This is a genomic window from Shinella fusca (genome assembly GCF_014203155.1).
Lineage (GTDB): Bacteria > Pseudomonadota > Alphaproteobacteria > Rhizobiales > Rhizobiaceae > Shinella > Shinella fusca.
The window spans coordinates 18938-37247 of the sequence record NZ_JACHIK010000020.1 but is presented as its reverse complement, the minus strand read 5'-3'; the positions used below and the strand labels follow the sequence as shown (position 1 = coordinate 37247).

The following is an 18310-nucleotide window of genomic DNA, read 5'->3' as shown; positions in this document are numbered from 1 at the left end:
CCTTCTCCCCCTCGGGGAGAAGGTCGCGGCAGCGGGATGAGGGGGCCGCTGGCGCACTACAGCACGCTTGCCCCCTCATCCGACCCTTCGGGCCACCTTCTCCCCGCCGGGGAGAAGGGGAAGAGGCAGCCGCCTGCCATAGGCGATACCCTTTCCCACTGTGAGGAGGGGTCTTCAATCCACATGCAATCGCCCCCGCGGTTTTCTTTACCGCCCGTCGTGTTATAGCTCGCCGCGAATTTCTGCGAACCGGGAACCGCTCTTGGATATCGTCTTTACCGCCGCCACGGTGCGTTATGCCGGGCGTGTCGCGCTCCATCCGCTGGACCTTGCGCTTTCCGAACGGCGCATCGGCATCGTCGGCCTCAACGGTTCCGGCAAGACGACGATGGCGCGCCTGATCAACGGCCTGGTGAAGCCCACCGAGGGCTCGGTGACGGTGGACGGGCTCGATACCGTGGCCGACGAGAAGGCCGCGCGGGGAAAGACCGGCTTCATCTTCCAGAACCCGCAGCACCAGATGATCCTGCCGATCCTTGCCGAGGATATCGCCTTCGGCCTGAAGAACCGGGGCCTTGCCAAGGCGGAGATCGCCGAGAGGACGGAGGCGATCCTTTCCCGCTTCAACATCGCGTATCTCGCCCGCCGCCGCGTGCATGAGCTTTCGGGCGGCGAGACGCAGCTTGCGGCCATTGCCAGCGTGCTCGTCACCGGGCCGGACCTGCTGATCCTCGACGAGCCGACCAACCAGCTCGACCTGAAGAACCGCGCGCTGATCGAGCGCACCGTCGCGAGCCTGCCCGAGCAGGTCATCGTCATCACGCACGACCTCGCCCTCATCGAGGGCTTCGACCGGGTGCTGGTCTTCCACGAGGGCCGGCTTGCGGCGGATTCGCGCCCGGCGGAGGCCATCGGCGCCTACCGGAAGATCGCGGCATGCTGAACGCGCTCGACATCGAAGGCGATTCGCCGCTGCACCGCATGCCGGTGCGCGGCAAGCTGGTCCTGCTCTTTTCCGCCGCCGTCGGGCTTTTCGTCGTTTCGGACCTTCGCCTGCTGGTGCCGGCGCTCGCGCTTTCGGCGTGGTTGCTGCTTTCGACGGGCATCGGGACCGGGCAAGCGTTCCGGCGCACGCGGTTCGTCCTCTTCACCGTCCTTCTCGTCGCCGCCGCCAACTATGTCTTCGTCTCGCCGCACGAGGCCGCCGTCGTCTTCTGCCGCCTTGCCGCGCTGGTGCTGCTTGCCGCCGCCGTCACGGCGACGACCGGCATTTCCGCCTTCATGGACGAGATCGCGCGGCTCCTCACACCGCTGGAGCGCTACGGCTTCGTCCGCGCGGCGGATGTCAGCCTCGCGGTCGGCCTCGTCATCCGCTTCGTGCCGGAAATCCTTTCGCGCTACCGGGATATCGCCGAAGCACACCGGGCGCGCGGCCTGCCGGTGCGCCCGCTCACCACGCTCGTTCCGCTCATCATCCTGACGCTGAAGGATGCCGATACGATCGCCATGGCGATTGACGCCCGCGGCTTTCGGCGGCACTAAGCACCCACCCGATCCTGTCCATTCGAGGAATTTTCGACATGAGCACCAGAGACATCGTCCTCGTCGCCCTCTTCGCCGCCATCATCGTGGTGCTGGGCCTGCTGCCGCCGATCACGCTCGGCTTCATCCCCGTGCCGATCACCGCGCAGTCGCTCGGCGTCATGCTCGCCGGCTGCATTCTCGGGGCCAGGCGCGGCGCGGCGGCGGTGCTGCTCGTGCTGCTGCTGGGCGCCATCGGCCTGCCGGTGTTTTCCGGCGGGCGCGGCGGCCTTGCCGTCTTCGCCGGCCCAACCGCGGGCTATCTCGTCGGCTTCGCGCCCGGCGCCTATGTCTGCGGCCTGATCGCCGAGCGCCTCGTCAAGGAAGACCAGGCGGAGCTTTCGCAGTTCCTCTCCTTCCTTGCGGCCTCCGTCGTCGGCGGCATCGCGGTCGTCTACCTCTTCGGCATTCCGTGGCTCGCCTATATGAGCGGCAAGGCCTTCTTCGGGACGGCCGCCGCCTCGCTCGTCTTCCTGCCGGGCGACCTCATCAAGGCCTTCGTCGCCATGCTGGCCGGCCGGGCGGTGCTCGCCGGCTATCCGCTGCTGCCGCAGCGCGCCTGAGCCGATGCCGCTTTCCGGCGCCCTCGAACGGCACGCCGCGCGCATCCCCGCAAACCCGGCCTTCGAGATCGAGGGCCGGGTTCTTTCCTATGGAAGCCTTGCCGCGACCGCCCGGCAGGCCCATGCCGCCTTCGCGGCGCTCGCCCCGGCGGGCGCAAGCCTTATCGGGCCGCAAACCCGGCTCGTCGCGCTTCTCACCGGCAACCACGCGCTCTTTCCCGCCGCCTTCGCCGCCGCGACGGCCGGCGGCACCTGCGCCGCGCTGATCGACCCGCACCTGCCGGAAGCGACGCGGGGGCGCCTTCTCGAAAAGCTCGCTCCCGACGTAGTCGTCACCGCCGAGGGCCCCGACCTCCTCCTTTCCGCCCGGAAAAGCGGCGAGGCGCTACGCCTTGCCGAAAGCGCGGCACCCGATGCTTCCCCGCTGCCGCAGGGAAATCGCATTGGGCAGGCTATTGCCTCTTTCCCCTTCTCCCCGCCGGGGAGAAGGTGGCCCGAAGGGTCGGATGAGGGGGCAAGGCTTCAGCATCTTGCCAGCGGCTCCCCCTCATCCCGCTGCCGCGACCTTCTCCCCGCTGGGGAGAAGGGGCAGGTGGCACCCGCCGAACGCCATGGGCGATCACCCTGCTCGCTGCCGGAAGGGGACGACGACGGGCCGTTCCTGATCGTCTTCACCTCCGGCACCACGGCCGATCCGAAGCCCATCATCCGCGACCGCCGCTCCTGGCGCGTGAGCCTTGCGAGCGGCGCGCCGTTCTTCGGTATCGATGCCAAGACCGGCACCTATGCCCCCGGCCCCCTCGCCCACGGCCTTGCGCTCTATGCGATGACGGAGACGCTGCTTGCCGGCGCGACCTTCCATTCCGCCCGGCATTTCGATGCCGTGGAAGCACGGACGGCGATCCGGGCGGAGGGCATCCGCCGCCTCGTTCTGGTGCCGACCATGCTGCGGCGGCTGTGCGAAGGCGCGCCGGTCACCACCGTCTCGGCCGTCACCGTTGCCGGCGCCAAGCTGACGGCCGCCGACCATGCGCTTTGCGCGGCGCATTTCCCTGAAGCGGCGCTGCGCGAATATTACGGCGCGTCGGAACTCGGCTTCATCACCGTCACCGCGCCGGGCGATGCCGCCTCCGCCAGCGCGGTCGGCAAGGCCTTTCCGGGCGTGCGGCTTTCGGTTCGCGACGATGCGGGCGCGGCGCTGCCGGCCGGCGAGACGGGGACGATCTTCGTCGAAAGCCCGCTCGTCGCCACCGGCTATCTCGGCGCGGAGCCGGCGCGCTTCGGGACGCTCGCCACGGTGGGCGACCTCGGCTTCCTCCAAGAAGACGGCACGCTGCATCTTCTCGGCCGCTCCGGCGGCATGGTGCTTTCCGGCGGCAACAACATCTATCCCTCCGAGGTGGAGGCGGCGCTGACCGGCCTTGCCGGCGTGCGGGCCGCCCACGTGTTCGGCCTCGACCATGCCGATCTCGGCAGCGAGCTCGTCGCCGTGGTCGAGCCGGCGGCGCCCGGCCTCACGGCGGCGGCGCTGAAGGCGGCGATGGACGCCGTTCTGCCGCGCTACAAGCAGCCGCGCCGGCTGTGGCTCTGCCGCGCCCTGCCGGTCACGCCCTCCGGCAAGGTCGAGGCGAAGACGGTGCGGCAATGGGTGGCGGAGGACAGCGATGCGCTCGAACGGCTCTATTGATCCCGCGCGCATTCCCGTTATCGCCGCGGCGTTCCGCACGCCGATCGGCCGCAAGGGCGGATCGCTTGCCGCCGTCGAGCCGGCAAGCCTTGCCGCGCCGCTCATCCGCCGCATCCTTGCCGAAACGGGGCTTGCTCCCGGTGCCGTCGACGACGTGATCCTCGGCAATGCGGCCAACAGCGCCGGGAACCTTGCGCGCCTTGCCGCGCTGGAGGCCGGCCTTCCCGTCTCGATACCCGGCATGACGGTGGACCGGCAATGCGGCTCGGGGCTGGAGGCGATCGCCCTTGCCGCGCGGCTGATCGCGGCCGGGGCCGGCCGCTTCTACCTTGCCGGCGGCACCGAGAGCACCAGCCGGGCGCATCTGCGCTTCCGCCCTGCTTCAGAGCCCGGCGGCACGCCGGAGCCCGTGCCCCGCGCCCGCATGGCGCCCGATTCGGTGGGCGATCCGGACATGGGGATTGCCGCGGAAAACGTCGCCGCCCACGCCAGCATCGGCCGCGCACGGCAGGATGCCTTCGCGCTTGAAAGCCATCGCCGCGCCGTCGCCGCGCAGCGGGCCGGGCGGTTCGACGGCGAGATCGTGCCTGTCGGGGACATTCGCAGCGATGAGTGCCCGCGCGAAAACACCTCGCTGGAAAGGCTCGCCGCGCTAAAGCCCGTCTTCCGGCCGGACGGCACGGTGACGGCGGGCAATGCCTGCCCGGTCAACGATGGCGCGGCCGTGGTGCTCGTCACCTCGCTGGCCGAAGCGCGCGCCCTCGGCCTTTCCCCGCTGCTGGAGGTGGTCGACAGCGCGGTGGCCGGGGTCGATCCCAACCTGCTCGGCCTCGGCCCCGTGCCGGCCATGGAAAAGCTTGCCGTACGCAACCCCGGGCTCGATGCGGCGAAAATCCCCTTCGCCGAGTTCAACGAGGCCTTCGCCGCACAGGTGCTCGCCAGCCTCGATGCGCTCGGCATCGATCCAGCATCCGTCAACCGCGACGGCGGGGCGCTGGCGCTCGGCCATCCCTATGGCGCGTCGGGCGCGATCCTCGTCACGCGGCTTTTCGCGCAGATGCGGGAAGAGCCGGCGGGCACGGAAGGGCTTGCGCTGATGGGCATCGGCGGCGGCATGGGGATCGCCGCGCTCTTCCGGCGCGCGTGAAGGGCGTCAGGAAAGGAAGGCCTTCAGCCAGTCGCGCACCGTCTGCGGCACGTTGACGGGCTGGCGCGTTGCGGGATCGACGGCGACCCAGACGATCTCCAGCTCCGCGACCGGCGCACCTTCCGAGGTGATCGCGACGGCGAAGGTGAGCGAGGTCGCGCCGATGCGCGTGACGGCGACCTTGAAGCGGGCGACATCGTCCAGCCGCAGGCCGCGGTGGAAGGTGCAGCCGGATTTGCGGACGAAATAGACGGGGTCGTTCTCCCCCTGCGGGCGATGCCGCCAGAGGCCCGCCACCGCCGCCTCGGCATGGGCGTAATAGGCGGCATTGTGCATATGGCCGTGCATGTCTATATCGCGGAAGGGTATCCGGACCTCGCCGACCGTGATGTCTGCCGCCTGTTCCACGTCTTGTCCCAAGGTCACACCATGCTTCGTGCCGTTGTTAGAGCGTTCGGCGAGCCCCGGCAAGCGGTCGGCATCGAAGAGGCGGAGCGCATCGCGCCCGGACCCGGCGAGGTGGAGATCCGCATCCGCCGCGCGGCGATCAACCCTTCCGACCTCATCCCCGTCACCGGCGCCTATCGCAGCCGCACGACCCTGCCCTTCGTGCCCGGATTCGAGGGCGTGGGCGAGATCGTGCGGATGGGAGATGGGGTGGCGGAAGCCTACCCCCCTCTGGCCTGCCGGCCATCTCCCCCACAAGGGGGGAGATCGGCAGGAGGCTGGAACCCTGCTCATGCTGCGTCGCTGAAGGGGAGGAAAACGGTGCCCCATCCGATCTCCCCCCTTGTGGGGGAGATGGCCGGCAGGCCAGAGGGGGGTGAGCCGCAAACCGCCTCCCGCTTCTTCGTCGGCCAGCGCGTCCTGCCCATCGGCGCAAGCGGGCTCTGGCAGGAATATCTCGTCCGCCCCGCCGAATGGTGCTTTGCCGTGCCGGACGATCTTTCGGACGATCTTTCGGACGATCAGGCGGCCATGGCCTATGTGAACCCGCTGACGGCCTTCCGGCTGGTCGAGGCCGTCAGCGCGCATTTCGGCGCGGCGGACGGGCGGCGCGTCGGCGTCACCGCCGCCGCCTCGGCCATCGGGAAGATGCTGCTGGCGCTGCTGGCCGACGCCGGCTTCCGGCCCGTCGCGCTGGTGCGCAGCCCCGCCACGGCCGCGCGGCTGCGGGAGGGCTTTTCCGGCGAGATCGCCGTCCAGTCCGCCCCGATGCTCGATGCGGTGCTCGATGCCGTCGGCGGGGCCGCCGGAGATGCGCTCTTCCGGCGGATCCGCTCCGGCGGCGCCTTCATCCAGTATGGCGCGCTCTCCGGCGCGCAGCTCGACCCGGTGCTGGTTTCGGCGCGGCGCGAGGCGGTCTCCTTCTCCTTCCTCTGGCTGCGCAACTGGGTGCATTCCGCCCCGCGCGCGGCCATCGAGGACGCTTTCGCGCGCAGCTTTTCCGGGATCCGCGCCGGCGTGCTCGGCTCGGCGATCGACGGCGTCTTTCCGCTGTCCGAGCTTGCCGCGGCCCTCGCCCGGCAGGAGGATCCGGCGCGCAAGGGAAAACTGCTTCTGGCGCCGTGACTGTTGAAAAGGCGGAAGGACCGGCCCATTTCCCGTGGACCTTGCCATCTCCAATGGGTAGCCTCCGGCCATGACGACGTTTCTCTTCGAGAACCCGATTTTCCTCGAGCACCATACGCCGGAGGGTCACCCGGAGCGCTCCGACCGCATCCGCGCGCTGAACCTTGCGCTGGAGCACGAGCGCTTTTCCGCTCTCCAGCGCAAGACCGCGCCGCAGGCGAACGAGGATTTCGTGCTGCTCGCCCATCCCGAAAGCCACCTGCGCGCCGTGATGGACGTGATTCCGGAAGAAGGCATCAACCATTTCGAGGCCGACACGCATGCGAGCCCCGCCAGCCTCCAGGCGGCGCTGACGGGCATCGGCGGGGCGGTCGCGGCGGTCGATGCGGTCTTTTCCGGCAAGGCGGACAATGCCTTCGTCGCCGCGCGCCCGCCGGGCCACCACGCCGAGCGCGAAAAGGCGATGGGCTTCTGCTTTTTCAACAATGCCGCCATCGCCGCCCGCCATGCGCAGAGGGCGCACGGGGCCGAGCGCGTCGCCATCGTCGACTGGGACGTGCATCACGGCAACGGCACGCAGGACATCTTCCTTGCCGACCCCTCCGTGCTCTTCTGCTCGACGCACCAGATGCCGCTCTATCCCGGCACGGGCGCGAAGGACGAGACGGGCGCGGGCAACATCGTCAACGCGCCGCTTTCGCCCGATACCGGCAGCGATCATTTCCGCGAGGCCTTCCGCTCGCGCGTGCTGCCGCGCGTCGCCGATTTCAAGCCGGACCTCATCATCATTTCCGCCGGCTTCGACGCCCATCACCGCGACCCGCTGGCGCAGATCAACCTCGTCGCCGACGATTTCGACTGGGCGACGGGCAAGCTGATGGACCTTTCCGAAAAATCGGCGAATAACCGGGTGGTCAGCCTGCTGGAAGGCGGCTACGACCTCGAAGGCCTTGCCGAATCCGCCGCCACCCATATCTTCCGCCTGATGAGAGGCTGACTCCATGACTGCACCCGCCCCCGACGTCTCCGCCCTCTCCTTCGAGCAGGCCGTGGAGGAACTGGAAAAGATCGTCGCGGCCCTCGAACGCGGCGACGTGCCGCTCGACCGCTCCATCGAGATCTACGAGCGCGGCGAGGCGCTGAAGAAGCATTGCGAGACGCTTCTCTCGGCCGCCGAGAACCGCATCGAGAAGATCCGCCTCGACCGCGCCGGCAAGCCCCAGGGCACCGAGCCGCTCGACGGCTGATGCCCGTCATGGTAGCATGAAGCCATGACGAAGGACGAGATCATCGCGAAACTGCTGGAGCACCGCGCCGAACTTGAGGCTGCGGGGGCGGAGCATGTCGCCTTGTTCGGATCGGTGGCGCGAGGCGATCACACGAACCAGTCCGACATCGACGTGCTCGTCAAGCTGTCGGAGCCGGTGCGGCAATCGGGCTTCGGCTATTTCGGTGCTCTCGCCGATCTCAAGAACATGATCGAAAGCTTCACGGGGCGGGCCGTCGATGTCCTGCCCGAGCCGATCCAGAAAGATCGGCTGCGCCGGAATGTCGAGCGGGAACGGATCGTTGCCTTCTAGCCGACCCAAAACCCGTTTCCTCGATATCGCGGAAAATGCTGAGGCCATTCTGGAATACACCGCCGACATGGATCGGGATTCGTTCGCAAAGGACCGGCGCACGCGGGATGCCACCGAACGTTGCCTGTCCAGAATATCCGAAGCGGCGGTGAAACTGGGGGCGCAGGCCGAGACCATGCTGCCGCAGCATCCATGGCGGCAAATTCGCGACCTCGGCAACGTTATCCGCCATGTCTACGACAACCTCGACGCAGACATTGTCTGGTCGATTGTCGTAGAGCGTCTGCCCGCGCTTCTTGCCGATGCGAGGCAAGCAGCCGGCCGTTTGCCGGACGACGGCTCCTGACATTCCGCGGCGGCGACACACCGTCAACGCCGGCCGGCCTATCCCTCTCCTCCGCCTGCCGCTAGCATGCCTTCCACGAACCATCACAGGAGGGTGCGATGAGCTTCTTTCCGGGAAAAGACCCCGAGGCCGGCGATGCGGCGGCGTGCGATGCGCTGGACCTTTTGATCATTCCGCGCACCAGCGACATCGGCGGGCTGGGGGTGCGGCGCGCGCTGCCGACGGCGAAGCGCCGGCTGGTCGGCCCGTTCATCTTCTTCGACCGCATGGGCCCCGCGCTGCTGCGGGCGGGCGAGGCCATCGACGTGCGCCCGCATCCCCATATCGGCCTTTCCACCGTCACCTATCTCTTCGACGGCGAGATCAAGCACCGCGACAGCCTCGGCACCGAGATGGTCATCGCCCCCGGCGACGTGAACCTGATGACGGCGGGGCGCGGCATCGTGCATTCCGAGCGCTCGCCGGAAAACCTGCGCGGCCGGCCGCAATCCATTTCCGGCCTCCAGACGTGGCTGGCGCTACCCGACAGCCAGGAGGAGATGGCGCCCGTCTTCTCGCACACCACGAAGGGGGAGCTTCCGACCTTCTCGGCGGACGGCATCACCGGGCGCACGATCATCGGCAAATACGAGGGCCACGCCTCGCCCGTCGGCGTGCCGACGGACACGCTCTATACCGACCTGACGCTCGCCCCCGGCGCCGCCGCGCCGCTTGCGGCCGACTGGGAGGAGCGCGCGGTCTACGTGCTCTCCGGCACGCTCGACGTTTCGGGCGATCTCTTCGAGGCCGACCGGCTGCTCGTCTTCCGTCCGGGCGACGCGATCACGCTGAGGGCCGGACCGGAAGGCTGTCACATCATGCTCTTCGGCGGGGCGGCGCTCGGCTCGAAGCGCTACATCTGGTGGAATTTCGTCTCCTCCTCGAAGGAGCGGATCGAACAGGCCAAGGAAGAATGGCGCACCGGCCGCTTCGACATCGTGCCCGGCGACGAGGAGGAGTTCATCCCCCTGCCGGAGGGGTGATGCTCGCCGGCCTCTCGTGTCTCTCCTCTCCCTTCTGTCGCTCCGGCCTCTCCTGTATCTCCGGCCGTTCCTGTTCCTCTGTCTTCTCCTGCCTCTCCGCCCTCTCCGTCGTCATGCTCGGCCTTGACCCGAGCATCCATGCCACGGCGACGGCTTAGCGTGGGGCGTGGATCCTCGGCTCAAGGCCGAGGATGACGACGGAGAGGGTGGCGGGCTTTCTTGCCGGCTTGACGAACCCATAGCCATCCAGCTATATAAAAATCCATAGCCATTGAGGTATGGATTTTGACCGAGCCCCACGACATCCTCTTCCGCACATTGGCCGATCCGACGCGGCGGGCGCTTTTCGAGCGGCTTTGCCGCGAGGGCGAGAAGACGGTCGGCGCGCTGACGGCGAAGGCGGGCGTCTCGCAGCCGGTCGTCTCGAAACATCTCAGCCTGCTCAAGCAGGCGGGCCTCGTGCGCGACCGCCACGAGGGCCGGCAGACCCATTACAGCGCGCAACTTGACGCGCTCGCGCCGCTGGTCGACTGGACCGGCCGGATGACCCGGTTCTGGGAGGCGCGGTTCGACGATCTCGAAAATCTGCTGAGGAGAATGGACCAATGAACACGGAGATACGCTCGGTCGTCGTGGAGCGCGAAATCGCCCATCCGCCGGAAAAGCTCTGGCGCGCGCTGACGCAGCCGCATCTCATCGCCGCATGGCTGATGCGCAACGATTTCGCGCCGGTCGTCGGCCACAGGTTCACCCTCAGCGGGGACTGGGGCAGCGTCGAATGCGACGTCATTGCGGTCGAGCCCGGGAAAACCCTCACCTACACCTGGAACCACCCGCATGCCGACCCGGCTTTCGACCTTAGAAGCGTGGTCAGCTTCACGCTGACGCCCACGGGCTCCGGCACGCTGCTGCGCATGGAGCAGACCGGCTTCCGGCCGGAGCAGAAGCAGGCCTTCGGCGGCGCGCGCCATGGCTGGGAGCAGAACTTCACGAACCTCGAACGGGTTCTGGCGGAACTGAAACAGGAAGGGGAACGAAAATGAACTGGACGCTGAATATCCGCCAGGTCCATCGCTGGCTTTCGATCGCCTTCACGCTCGCCGTGCTCGTCAACATCGCGGCGATGACCGGAGGGCAGCCGCCCCTCTGGGTCGGCCTCCTCGCCCTCTTTCCCCTCATCCTGCTTCTGGCAAGCGGGCTCTATCTCTTCGTTCTGCCCTATGTCGCGCGATGGCGGCACGGCTGACGGCTGTAGCGAAAGGACCCTGCTAGCGAAAGGACAAGGCATGACGGAAACAGACACCCCCGCCCGGCTGATCGACAGGCGCATCGCCGAACTCAACGACTGGCGCGGCGAGACGCTCGCCCGGCTGCGCGCGCTGATCAAGAAAGCCGATCCCGATATCGTCGAGGAATGGAAGTGGCGCGGCGTTCCCGTCTGGGAGCATGACGGCATCGTCTGCACCGGCGAGACCTACAAGGCGGCGGTGAAGATGACCTTCGCCAAGGGAGCGTCGCTGGCGGACCCGGCCGGCCTCTTCAATTCCAGTCTCGACGGCAACACGCGCCGCGCCATCGACGTCCACGAGGGCGCGGAAATCGACGAGGAGGCGCTGAAGGCGCTCATCCGCGCCGCCGTGGCGCTGAACCGGTCCATGCGCGCCCGGAAGAAGAAGTAGGCCGCCGCCCGGAAACCCCCGTCCGCAAAATGCCCGAATTGCCCGACACAACGCAGCAATGCGTCGGATTGGGCGGTATCAATCGGGCGAAATACGCTCTAGACTTGTCGAAACGGTTGAAATCGCGCGCCGCATTCTGCATTTGACAGGCAAGCGCGGTTTGGACCGCATATCCGGCGCGGGCTTCGCAACGGAGCTTTCGCAACCGGGCGCGACAACGAGGCATAGAGTGACACAGACGCCAGCCACCCCCCTGCTCGACAAGGTCCGCGTTCCGGCGGACCTGAAGGCCGTCGAGGACCGCGACCTGCCGCAGCTGGCAAGCGAGCTGCGCGCCGAGATGGTCGACGCCGTCTCGCGCACCGGCGGCCACCTCGGCGCGGGCCTCGGCGTGGTGGAGCTGACCATCGCCATCCACAAGGTGTTCGATACGCCGCACGACCGGCTGATCTTCGACGTCGGCCACCAGTGCTACCCGCACAAGATCCTCACCGGCAGGCGCGAGCGCATCCGCACGCTGCGCCAGGAGGACGGCCTTTCCGGCTTCACCCGCAGGGCGGAGAGCGAATACGACCCCTTCGGCGCCGCCCATTCCTCGACCTCTATCTCCGCTGGCCTCGGCATGGCGGTGGCGGCCGACCTTTCCGGCGAGAAGCGCAACGTCATCGCCGTCATCGGCGACGGGGCGCTTTCGGCCGGCATGGCCTACGAGGCGCTGAACAATGCCGGCGCGCTCGACGCGCGCCTCATCGTCATCCTCAACGACAACGACATGTCCATCGCCCCGCCGACCGGCGCGATGAGCGCCTATCTCGCGCGCCTTGCTTCCGGCCGCACCTATATGGGCTTCCGCGACCTCGGCAAGAAGCTGACGGCCTATCTCGGCAAGAAGGTGGACCGGGCGATCACCCGCGCCGTCGAGCATGCGCGCGGCTACGTCACCGGCGGCACGCTCTTCGAGGAGATGGGCTTCTACCATATCGGCCCCATCGACGGGCATTCCTTCGAGCACCTTTTGCCGGTGCTCCGCAACGTGCGCGACAACGCCAAGGGCCCCGTGCTGATCCATGTCGTGACGCAGAAGGGCAAGGGCTATCCGCCGGCGGAAGCGGCCGCCGACAAGTACCACGGCGTCAACACCTTCGACGTCATCACCGGCGCGCAGGCGAAGGCCAAGCCCAACGCGCCGGCCTACACCTCCGTCTTCGCCGAGGCGCTGGTGCAGGAGGCGGGCTTCGACGAGAAGATCGTCGCCATCACCGCCGCCATGCCGGCCGGCACCGGCATCGACAAGTTCAAGACGGCCTATCCCGCCCGCACCTTCGACGTCGGCATCGCCGAGCAGCATGCCGTGACCTTCGCCGCCGGCCTTGCCGCCGAAGGCTACAAGCCGTTCTGCGCGCTCTATTCCACCTTCCTGCAACGCGGCTACGACCAGGTTGTGCACGACGTCGCGATCCAGGGCCTTCCCGTGCGCTTTCCCATCGACCGCGCCGGCTTCGTCGGTGCGGACGGGCCGACCCATGCCGGCTCCTTCGACACGACCTATCTCGCCACCCTGCCCGGCTTCGTGGTGATGGCCGCCGCCGACGAGGCGGAGCTGAAGCACATGGTTCGCACCGCCGCCGCCCATGACGCGGGCCCGATCTCCTTCCGCTATCCGCGCGGCGAGGGTGTGGGCGTCGACATGCCCGCGCGCGGGGAAATCCTCGAGATCGGCAAGGGCCGGATCGTCAAGCAGGGCTCCAAGGTGGCGCTCCTCTCCTTCGGCACCCGCCTTCGCGATTGCCTTCTGGCGGCCGAGGACCTCGATGCGGCGGGGCTTTCCACCACCGTCGCCGACGCGCGCTTCGCCAAGCCGCTCGACCACGACCTCATCCGCCAGCTCGCCCGCCACCACGAGGTGCTGATCACCATCGAGGAAGGCGCCATCGGCGGTTTCGCCAGCCATGTGCTGCAGTTCCTCGCGCTGGAAGGGCTGCTGGAGCAAGGCCTGAAGGTGCGCCCCATGGTGCTGCCGGATATCTGGATGGAGCAGGCCAAGCCCGAGGCCATGTATGTCAAAGCCGGCCTCGACCGCGCCGGCATCGTCGCGACGGTGTTCCAGGCATTGGGGCAGAAGGGCGCGGGTATCGGCGCGGCGGGGTGAACCTCGCGAAACCGCCCCTCATCCCCCTGCCGGGACCTTCTCCCCGCAAGCGGGGAGAAGGGGATGCCGCTCCGTTTTCCCGAATAAAACGCCCACCGAGTAAGGGAAAGTTCAACCTCCTGCCCCTTCGCCCCGCTTGCGGGGAGAAGGTCGCGGCAGCGGGATGAGGGGCAGCTTTCCAAAACAGCTCACCTTTCCTCAACCATCCCGTTTTGCAAGCGCGTAACCACATCCCTTGGCCGTTGCGAAACCTCCGGCTGCTAGTCTTTCCGCCAAGGAATAAAGACCGGACAGGGATTTCCACGAATGCGCCGCGTGCTGCTTGCGGTATTTGCCGCAACCTTTTGCCATGCCCCGATCGCGGCCGCCTGGGAGCGGCCCGCTTACGACCCGGTGATCGAGACGGCGGCCATCGCCATTCTCCAGAAGAAGCTGCCGGAACTGCGCAAATCGCTCGGCATCAACGACGACCGGACCATCGTGCGCAGGTCCCGGCTGGAGATACAGTCGCAGGGCGTTTCCGCCGATACCGGCCCCGATTCGAATACCCCCCTTGCCGCGCTTTGAGGCTGGGGCTTGCCTCTTGTTCTGCAAGGCGTCATGAGAGGCCATGTCTGAAACCACCCGCCTCGACCAGCTTCTCCTCAATGCCGGCCTCGTCGCCAGCCGCTCGCGGGCGCGCGATGCCATCGCGCGCGGCACCGTGAGCGTGGACGGGCGCGTCGTCACCAAGCCGAGCGCCGGCTTTCCCGCCTCGGCCGTGCTCGCCATCAACGATCCGGCGCAGGCCTATGTCTCGCGCGCCGCGCTAAAGCTGACGGCGGCGCTCGACCATTTCGGCCTCGATCCGAGAGGGCTTGCCTGCCTCGACATCGGCGCCTCGACCGGCGGCTTCACCCAAGTGCTGCTGGAGCGGGGTGCGGCGCATGTGGTTGCCGTTGACGTCGGCCATCATCAGCTTCATCCGCTCTTGCGGGACGATCCGCGCGTCAGCAACCGCGAAGGGCTGAACGCGCGCGGCCTTGCGCGTGACGACATCGGCGACGACGCCGTCGGCGCGGTGGTCTCGGACGTCTCCTTCATCTCGCTGAAGCTGGCGCTGCCGCCGGCCCTTGCGCTTGCCGAGCCCGGCGCCTTCTGCGTGCTGCTCGTCAAGCCGCAGTTCGAGGCGGGGCGCGAGGCGATCAGCAAGGCCGGTCTCCTGAAGGACCCGGAGAGCGCGCCCGCGGTCGCCGCCGAGATGGAGCGCTGGCTCGTCGAGGACATGGGCTGGCGGAGCCTCGGGCTCATCCCCTCGCCCATCACCGGCGGCGACGGCAATCACGAATTCCTTCTTGGAGGGCGAAAGCCATGACGACGGAAACCCTCACCATCGCCCGGCTCGGCTCGGGCGGCGACGGCATTGCCGATACGTCCGCCGGCCCCGTCTACGTGCCCTTCACCCTGCCCGGCGAGGTCGTCGCCGTCGCGCGGGTGAAGAACCACGCCACCGTCATGTCCATGTCGGTGGCTTCGCCCGAGCGCGTGACGCCGCCCTGCGTGCATTTCGGCCCGGACGGCAGGAACGGCACCTGCGGCGGCTGCACGCTGCAACATGCGGGCGATGCGCTCTACCACCCCTTCAAGCGCAACCTCGTCGTCGCGGCGCTGAAATCGAAGGGCCTGACGCCGGAGGTGGCGCCGCTCGTCATCGCCCGGCCCGGCGAGCGCCGCCGTGTCGTCTTCACCGCGCGCAGGACGGAAAAGGGCATGCTGCTCGGCTTCAACCAGGCCGGCAGCCACCACATCGTCTCCATCGACCACTGTCCCATCGCCAGCGACGGCATCGTCTTACGGCTGGAGGACATCCGCCGCGTCGCCGGCGCCATCGCCACCTCCAGCGAGCCCTTCCGCCTCACCGTGCTCGAAACGCTTTCCGGCCTCGACCTTGCCTTCGAGGGCGTGAAGACGGTCGGTGACAGGGAGCGGCGCGCCGTCACCCAATGCGTCCTTTCGCTGCGCGGCATCGCACGGGTATCGAACGACGGCGAGATCCTGATCGAGCCGCAGAAGCCGGAGATCGATTTCGGCGGCGTCCGCGTTTCCCCGCCCGCCGGCGGCTTCACGCAGGCGACGAAGGAGGCCGAGGAGGCGATGGCCGGCCTGGTGCTTGCCGCCCTCGGCAAGGCCAAACGCGTCGCCGACCTCTTTGCCGGCTCCGGCACCTTCGCGCTGCGCATCGCCCGTAAGGCCAAGGTGCATGCGGTCGAGGGCGAGGAAAAGGCGGTGAAGGCGCTGGACCACGGCGCGCGCAACACACAAGGGCTCAAGCCCGTGACGGTGGAGCGGCGCGACCTCTTCCGCCGCCCGCTGATGGCCTCGGAGCTGAAAGCCTACGACGCCGTGGTCTTCGACCCGCCGCGCGCGGGCGCCGAGGACCAATGCAAGGAACTCGCCCGCTCCGGCGTGAAGACCATCGTCGCCGTCTCCTGCAATCCCGTGAGCCTTGCCCGCGATCTCGCCATCCTCACCGCCGCCGGCTACCGCATCCGCCTCGTAACGCCCATCGACCAGTTCCTCTGGTCGGCCCACGTCGAGGCGGTGGCGGTGCTGGAGAAGTAGAGCCTAGCGGGTTTGTTACCCCCTCTGCCCTGCGGGCATCTCCCCCACAAGGGGGGGAGATTGGCAGGACGCAAAAGCATTGCTCAAATAGCAACGCTCAAGGTTGTCAAAACATCTCTCCATCCGATCTCCCCCTTGTGGGGGAGATGCCCGGCAAGGCAGAGGGGGGGCTATCGCTCCCCCATCCCCACCTTACGCCGCCCGGCGCGTAGCCGCTGCGGCCGTTTCCGAGCCCAGGCGGAACTGGGCGAGGAGGGCGTTGAGGGCGGCGGCTTCGGCGGCGAGGCCATGGCTGGCGGCGGTCTGTTCCTCCACCATCGCGGCATTCTGCTGGGTGCCCTGGTCCATCGTGTTGACGGCGGTGTTGATCTCCTGAAGGCCCGTCGACTGCTCGCGGGCGGACGTCACGATGGCGTTGACGTGGCCGTTGATCTCCTGCACCTCGCGGACGATCGTCTCAAGGGCCGCGCCCGTCTCGTCGACCAGCGCCACGCCGGAGCGGACCTGATCGCCAGAGGTGGTGATGAGCGCCTTGATCTCCTTGGCGGCATTGGCCGAGCGCTGGGCAAGTTCCCGCACTTCCTGGGCGACGACCGCAAAGCCCTTGCCGGCTTCGCCCGCACGGGCGGCTTCCACGCCGGCGTTCAGCGCCAGCAGGTTCGTCTGGAAGGCGATGTCGTCGATGACGCCGATGATGTTGGAAATCTCGTGCGAGGACTTCTCGATGCCCTGCATGGCCGAGACGGCGCGGCGCACCACATCGCCCGACTTTTCCGCACCGAGACGGGTGCGCGAGACGAGCGAGCCGACCTCCTCGGCGCGGCGGGTGGAGTCCTTGACGGTCGTGGTGATCTCCTCCAGCGCGGCGGCGGTCTCCTCGACGGAGGCGGCCTGCTGCTCGGTGCGGCGGGCGAGATCGTCGGCGGCCGAGCGGATTTCCGTTGCGCCGGCATCGATGGCGCGGGCGTTCTGGCCCACCGTCGTCATGGCCTGGTGCAGCCTGGCGACGGAATTGTTGAAGTCCGTGCGCAGGCGGTCGAGATGGCCGGCGAAGGGCGTGCCGATACGATGGGCAAGGTCTCCTTCGGCGAGGCGGCCGAGGCCGTCGGCAAGAGCCTCGACCACGTGCCTGATCTCCTCGGCCTCGCGGGCCTTGGCGGCCTCGCGCTCGCGGCGCTCGCTTTCGGAGAGCACGCGGCCCTCCTCGGCGGCGTTTTCGAGGCGCGTGCGCTCGATGGCGTTATCGCGGAAGACGGCGACGGCGGCGGCCATGCGGCCGATCTCGTCCCTGCGCTCCTGACCGGGAATGTCGGTGCCGACATCACCGGCGGCGAGCTTGTCCATGGCGACGGTCATGTCCTTGACCGGGCGCACGACGAGGCGCGAGAGCACGGTGGCGAGGAAGCCCATCATGACGATGACGGCGAGCACGGTGGCGATCGTCGCCGCGATGCGGAACTCGTCGATGGCAGCGAAGGCCATGCCGCTGTCGATGGTGAAGCCGAGATACCATTCCACCGACGGCAGGCCCGTGACCGGCACGAAGGAGACCAGCACCGGCTTGCCGGCATAGGTGGTGTGCATGATGCCGCCGCCGATGGCGGGCGTCTTCTCGGGGAAGGCATCGGCCAGCGTCTTGGTGACGAGCGCCTTGTCCTGATGGACGAGGATCTGGCCGTCCTTGCTGACGAGGAAGGCAAAGCCCGCACCGCCGAGATCGACCGAATTGACCATGTCGACGAGGGACTTCAGCGAGAAGTCGCTGCCGGCGACGCCGACGAGCTTGCCGTCGCGCTTGACGGGCGTGGCGGCGCTGATGATGAGGTCGTTGGTGGAGGCGTCGATATAGGGCTCGGTCAGCACGCTGCCGTTCGCCTTGACGGCATCCTGATACCACGGGCGCTTGCGCGGATCGTAGCCTTCCGGCATCTCCGACTTCGGCCACTGGGTGAAGACGCCCGCCTCGTCGCCGACATAGGTGGTCATGAACTGGCCGACCAGAACGTCGTTCTGCAGCACGGCCTCGATGCCGGCGGGGTTGGCGGCCTTGGCGGCGGCGTTGCCGGCCATCTCGGTCAGCGCCACGCGGGCGTTCAGCCAGTTGGCGATGCCCTGGGCCGCCTGCTTGCCGGAGGATTCGATGCTGGATTCGACCGAGCCCGTCAGCACCTTGCGCTGCAGGCTGTCGATATAGACGGAAAAGCCGGTGAAGGCGGCAACGACGACGAGGGACGCGACGACAAGGATGCGCGTCATGAGATTGGTGCGCTTGGACACGGGTGCGGTATTCCTTCGGGGGCCCGCCGGGCGGCGGGCGCGATGCTGAACGGCATGCCGGAGGCGAAAATCAACCGCGTCATGCGGCCGCCGGCAGAACGCCGGA

The 18310-nt window shown here is 68.1% G+C and carries 21 protein-coding genes; 19 read left to right on the top strand and 2 right to left on the bottom strand.

The features are described from left to right. The first annotated feature begins 262 nt into the window (after positions 1 to 262). From HNQ66_RS20580 to HNQ66_RS20560, 5 genes are read left to right on the top strand one after another with little or no spacing between them, the layout of a single operon-like run. Complete coding sequence (locus tag HNQ66_RS20580) at positions 263 to 943, top strand: energy-coupling factor ABC transporter ATP-binding protein (RefSeq protein ID WP_184146261.1); 681 nt, start codon at positions 263 to 265, stop codon at positions 941 to 943. Next, the gene (locus HNQ66_RS20575) at positions 937 to 1542 is read left to right on the top strand and encodes an energy-coupling factor transporter transmembrane component T family protein (RefSeq protein ID WP_184146259.1); all 606 of its coding nucleotides are present in this window, start codon (positions 937 to 939) and stop codon (positions 1540 to 1542) included. Before HNQ66_RS20580 ends, HNQ66_RS20575 begins: the two co-directional genes overlap by 7 nt. A 38-nt stretch (positions 1543 to 1580) precedes the next feature. Beyond that, positions 1581 to 2144 carry a biotin transporter BioY gene (locus HNQ66_RS20570; protein WP_184146257.1) on the top strand — a complete coding sequence of 188 codons (564 nt, stop codon included), beginning with the start codon at positions 1581 to 1583 and terminating at the stop codon, positions 2142 to 2144. A 4-nt stretch (positions 2145 to 2148) separates the two neighbouring features. Further along, positions 2149 to 3831: an AMP-binding protein gene (locus HNQ66_RS20565; protein WP_184146255.1), complete on the top strand. Its 1683-nt coding sequence runs from the start codon at positions 2149 to 2151 to the stop codon at positions 3829 to 3831. Beyond that, the gene (locus HNQ66_RS20560) at positions 3809 to 4978 is read left to right on the top strand and encodes a thiolase family protein (protein WP_184146253.1); all 1170 of its coding nucleotides are present in this window, start codon (positions 3809 to 3811) and stop codon (positions 4976 to 4978) included. Before HNQ66_RS20565 ends, HNQ66_RS20560 begins: the two co-directional genes overlap by 23 nt. A gap of 6 nt (positions 4979 to 4984) precedes the next feature. On the opposite strand, the gene HNQ66_RS20555 is transcribed toward HNQ66_RS20560, so the two are convergent. Then, complete coding sequence (locus HNQ66_RS20555; protein ID WP_343059584.1) at positions 4985 to 5386, bottom strand: acyl-CoA thioesterase; 402 nt, start codon at positions 5384 to 5386, stop codon at positions 4985 to 4987. A 21-nt stretch (positions 5387 to 5407) separates the two neighbouring features. On the opposite strand from HNQ66_RS20555, the gene HNQ66_RS20550 reads away from it, so the two are divergent. The 14 genes from HNQ66_RS20550 to HNQ66_RS20485 all read left to right on the top strand — a co-directional run bounded on the left by HNQ66_RS20550 (position 5408) and on the right by HNQ66_RS20485 (position 15927). Continuing rightward, complete coding sequence (locus tag HNQ66_RS20550) at positions 5408 to 6550, top strand: zinc-dependent alcohol dehydrogenase family protein (protein WP_184146251.1); 1143 nt, start codon at positions 5408 to 5410, stop codon at positions 6548 to 6550. 70 nt (positions 6551 to 6620) lie between these two features. Next, on the top strand, positions 6621 to 7547 hold the full coding sequence (locus HNQ66_RS20545; RefSeq protein WP_184146249.1) for a histone deacetylase family protein: 927 nt from the start codon (positions 6621 to 6623) through the stop codon (positions 7545 to 7547). A 4-nt stretch (positions 7548 to 7551) separates the two neighbouring features. Continuing rightward, positions 7552 to 7797, top strand: coding sequence for an exodeoxyribonuclease VII small subunit (locus HNQ66_RS20540; RefSeq protein WP_184146247.1), 246 nt, complete (start codon positions 7552 to 7554; stop codon positions 7795 to 7797). Between the two features lie 24 nt (positions 7798 to 7821). Beyond that, on the top strand, positions 7822 to 8130 hold the full coding sequence (locus HNQ66_RS20535; protein ID WP_184146245.1) for a nucleotidyltransferase family protein: 309 nt from the start codon (positions 7822 to 7824) through the stop codon (positions 8128 to 8130). After that, positions 8099 to 8476 carry a HepT-like ribonuclease domain-containing protein gene (locus HNQ66_RS20530; RefSeq protein WP_184146243.1) on the top strand — a complete coding sequence of 126 codons (378 nt, stop codon included), beginning with the start codon at positions 8099 to 8101 and terminating at the stop codon, positions 8474 to 8476. Before HNQ66_RS20535 ends, HNQ66_RS20530 begins: the two co-directional genes overlap by 32 nt. Positions 8477 to 8574: 98 nt before the next feature. Beyond that, on the top strand, positions 8575 to 9498 hold the full coding sequence (locus HNQ66_RS20525) for a pirin family protein (RefSeq protein ID WP_184146241.1): 924 nt from the start codon (positions 8575 to 8577) through the stop codon (positions 9496 to 9498). A 285-nt stretch (positions 9499 to 9783) separates the two neighbouring features. Then, on the top strand, positions 9784 to 10107 hold the full coding sequence (locus tag HNQ66_RS20520; RefSeq protein ID WP_184146239.1) for an ArsR/SmtB family transcription factor: 324 nt from the start codon (positions 9784 to 9786) through the stop codon (positions 10105 to 10107). Next, positions 10104 to 10541: an SRPBCC family protein gene (locus HNQ66_RS20515; RefSeq protein ID WP_184146237.1), complete on the top strand. Its 438-nt coding sequence runs from the start codon at positions 10104 to 10106 to the stop codon at positions 10539 to 10541. The genes HNQ66_RS20520 and HNQ66_RS20515 overlap by 4 nt, the downstream gene beginning before the upstream one ends. Beyond that, on the top strand, positions 10538 to 10744 hold the full coding sequence (locus HNQ66_RS20510) for a hypothetical protein (RefSeq protein ID WP_184146235.1): 207 nt from the start codon (positions 10538 to 10540) through the stop codon (positions 10742 to 10744). Before HNQ66_RS20515 ends, HNQ66_RS20510 begins: the two co-directional genes overlap by 4 nt. 40 nt (positions 10745 to 10784) lie before the next feature. Continuing rightward, a complete protein-coding gene (locus tag HNQ66_RS20505; protein WP_184146233.1) occupies positions 10785 to 11177 on the top strand; it encodes a DUF1801 domain-containing protein in 393 nt (130 codons plus the stop codon). 229 nt (positions 11178 to 11406) lie between these two features. Beyond that, positions 11407 to 13326 carry a 1-deoxy-D-xylulose-5-phosphate synthase gene (gene dxs, locus HNQ66_RS20500; protein WP_184146231.1) on the top strand — a complete coding sequence of 640 codons (1920 nt, stop codon included), beginning with the start codon at positions 11407 to 11409 and terminating at the stop codon, positions 13324 to 13326. Between the two features lie 306 nt (positions 13327 to 13632). After that, positions 13633 to 13893, top strand: a complete 261-nt coding sequence (locus HNQ66_RS20495) for a hypothetical protein (RefSeq protein WP_184146229.1) — start codon at positions 13633 to 13635, stop codon at positions 13891 to 13893. Between the two features lie 43 nt (positions 13894 to 13936). After that, positions 13937 to 14680: a TlyA family RNA methyltransferase gene (locus tag HNQ66_RS20490; protein WP_184146227.1), complete on the top strand. Its 744-nt coding sequence runs from the start codon at positions 13937 to 13939 to the stop codon at positions 14678 to 14680. Beyond that, on the top strand, positions 14677 to 15927 hold the full coding sequence (locus HNQ66_RS20485; RefSeq protein ID WP_184146224.1) for a class I SAM-dependent RNA methyltransferase: 1251 nt from the start codon (positions 14677 to 14679) through the stop codon (positions 15925 to 15927). Before HNQ66_RS20490 ends, HNQ66_RS20485 begins: the two co-directional genes overlap by 4 nt. Before the next feature lie 192 nt (positions 15928 to 16119). On the opposite strand, the gene mcpU is transcribed toward HNQ66_RS20485, so the two are convergent. Further along, positions 16120 to 18204 (bottom strand): methyl-accepting chemotaxis protein McpU, encoded by a 2085-nt coding sequence (gene mcpU, locus HNQ66_RS20480; protein WP_184146221.1) that lies wholly within the window; start codon positions 18202 to 18204, stop codon positions 16120 to 16122. Positions 18205 to 18310 lie beyond the last annotated feature (106 nt).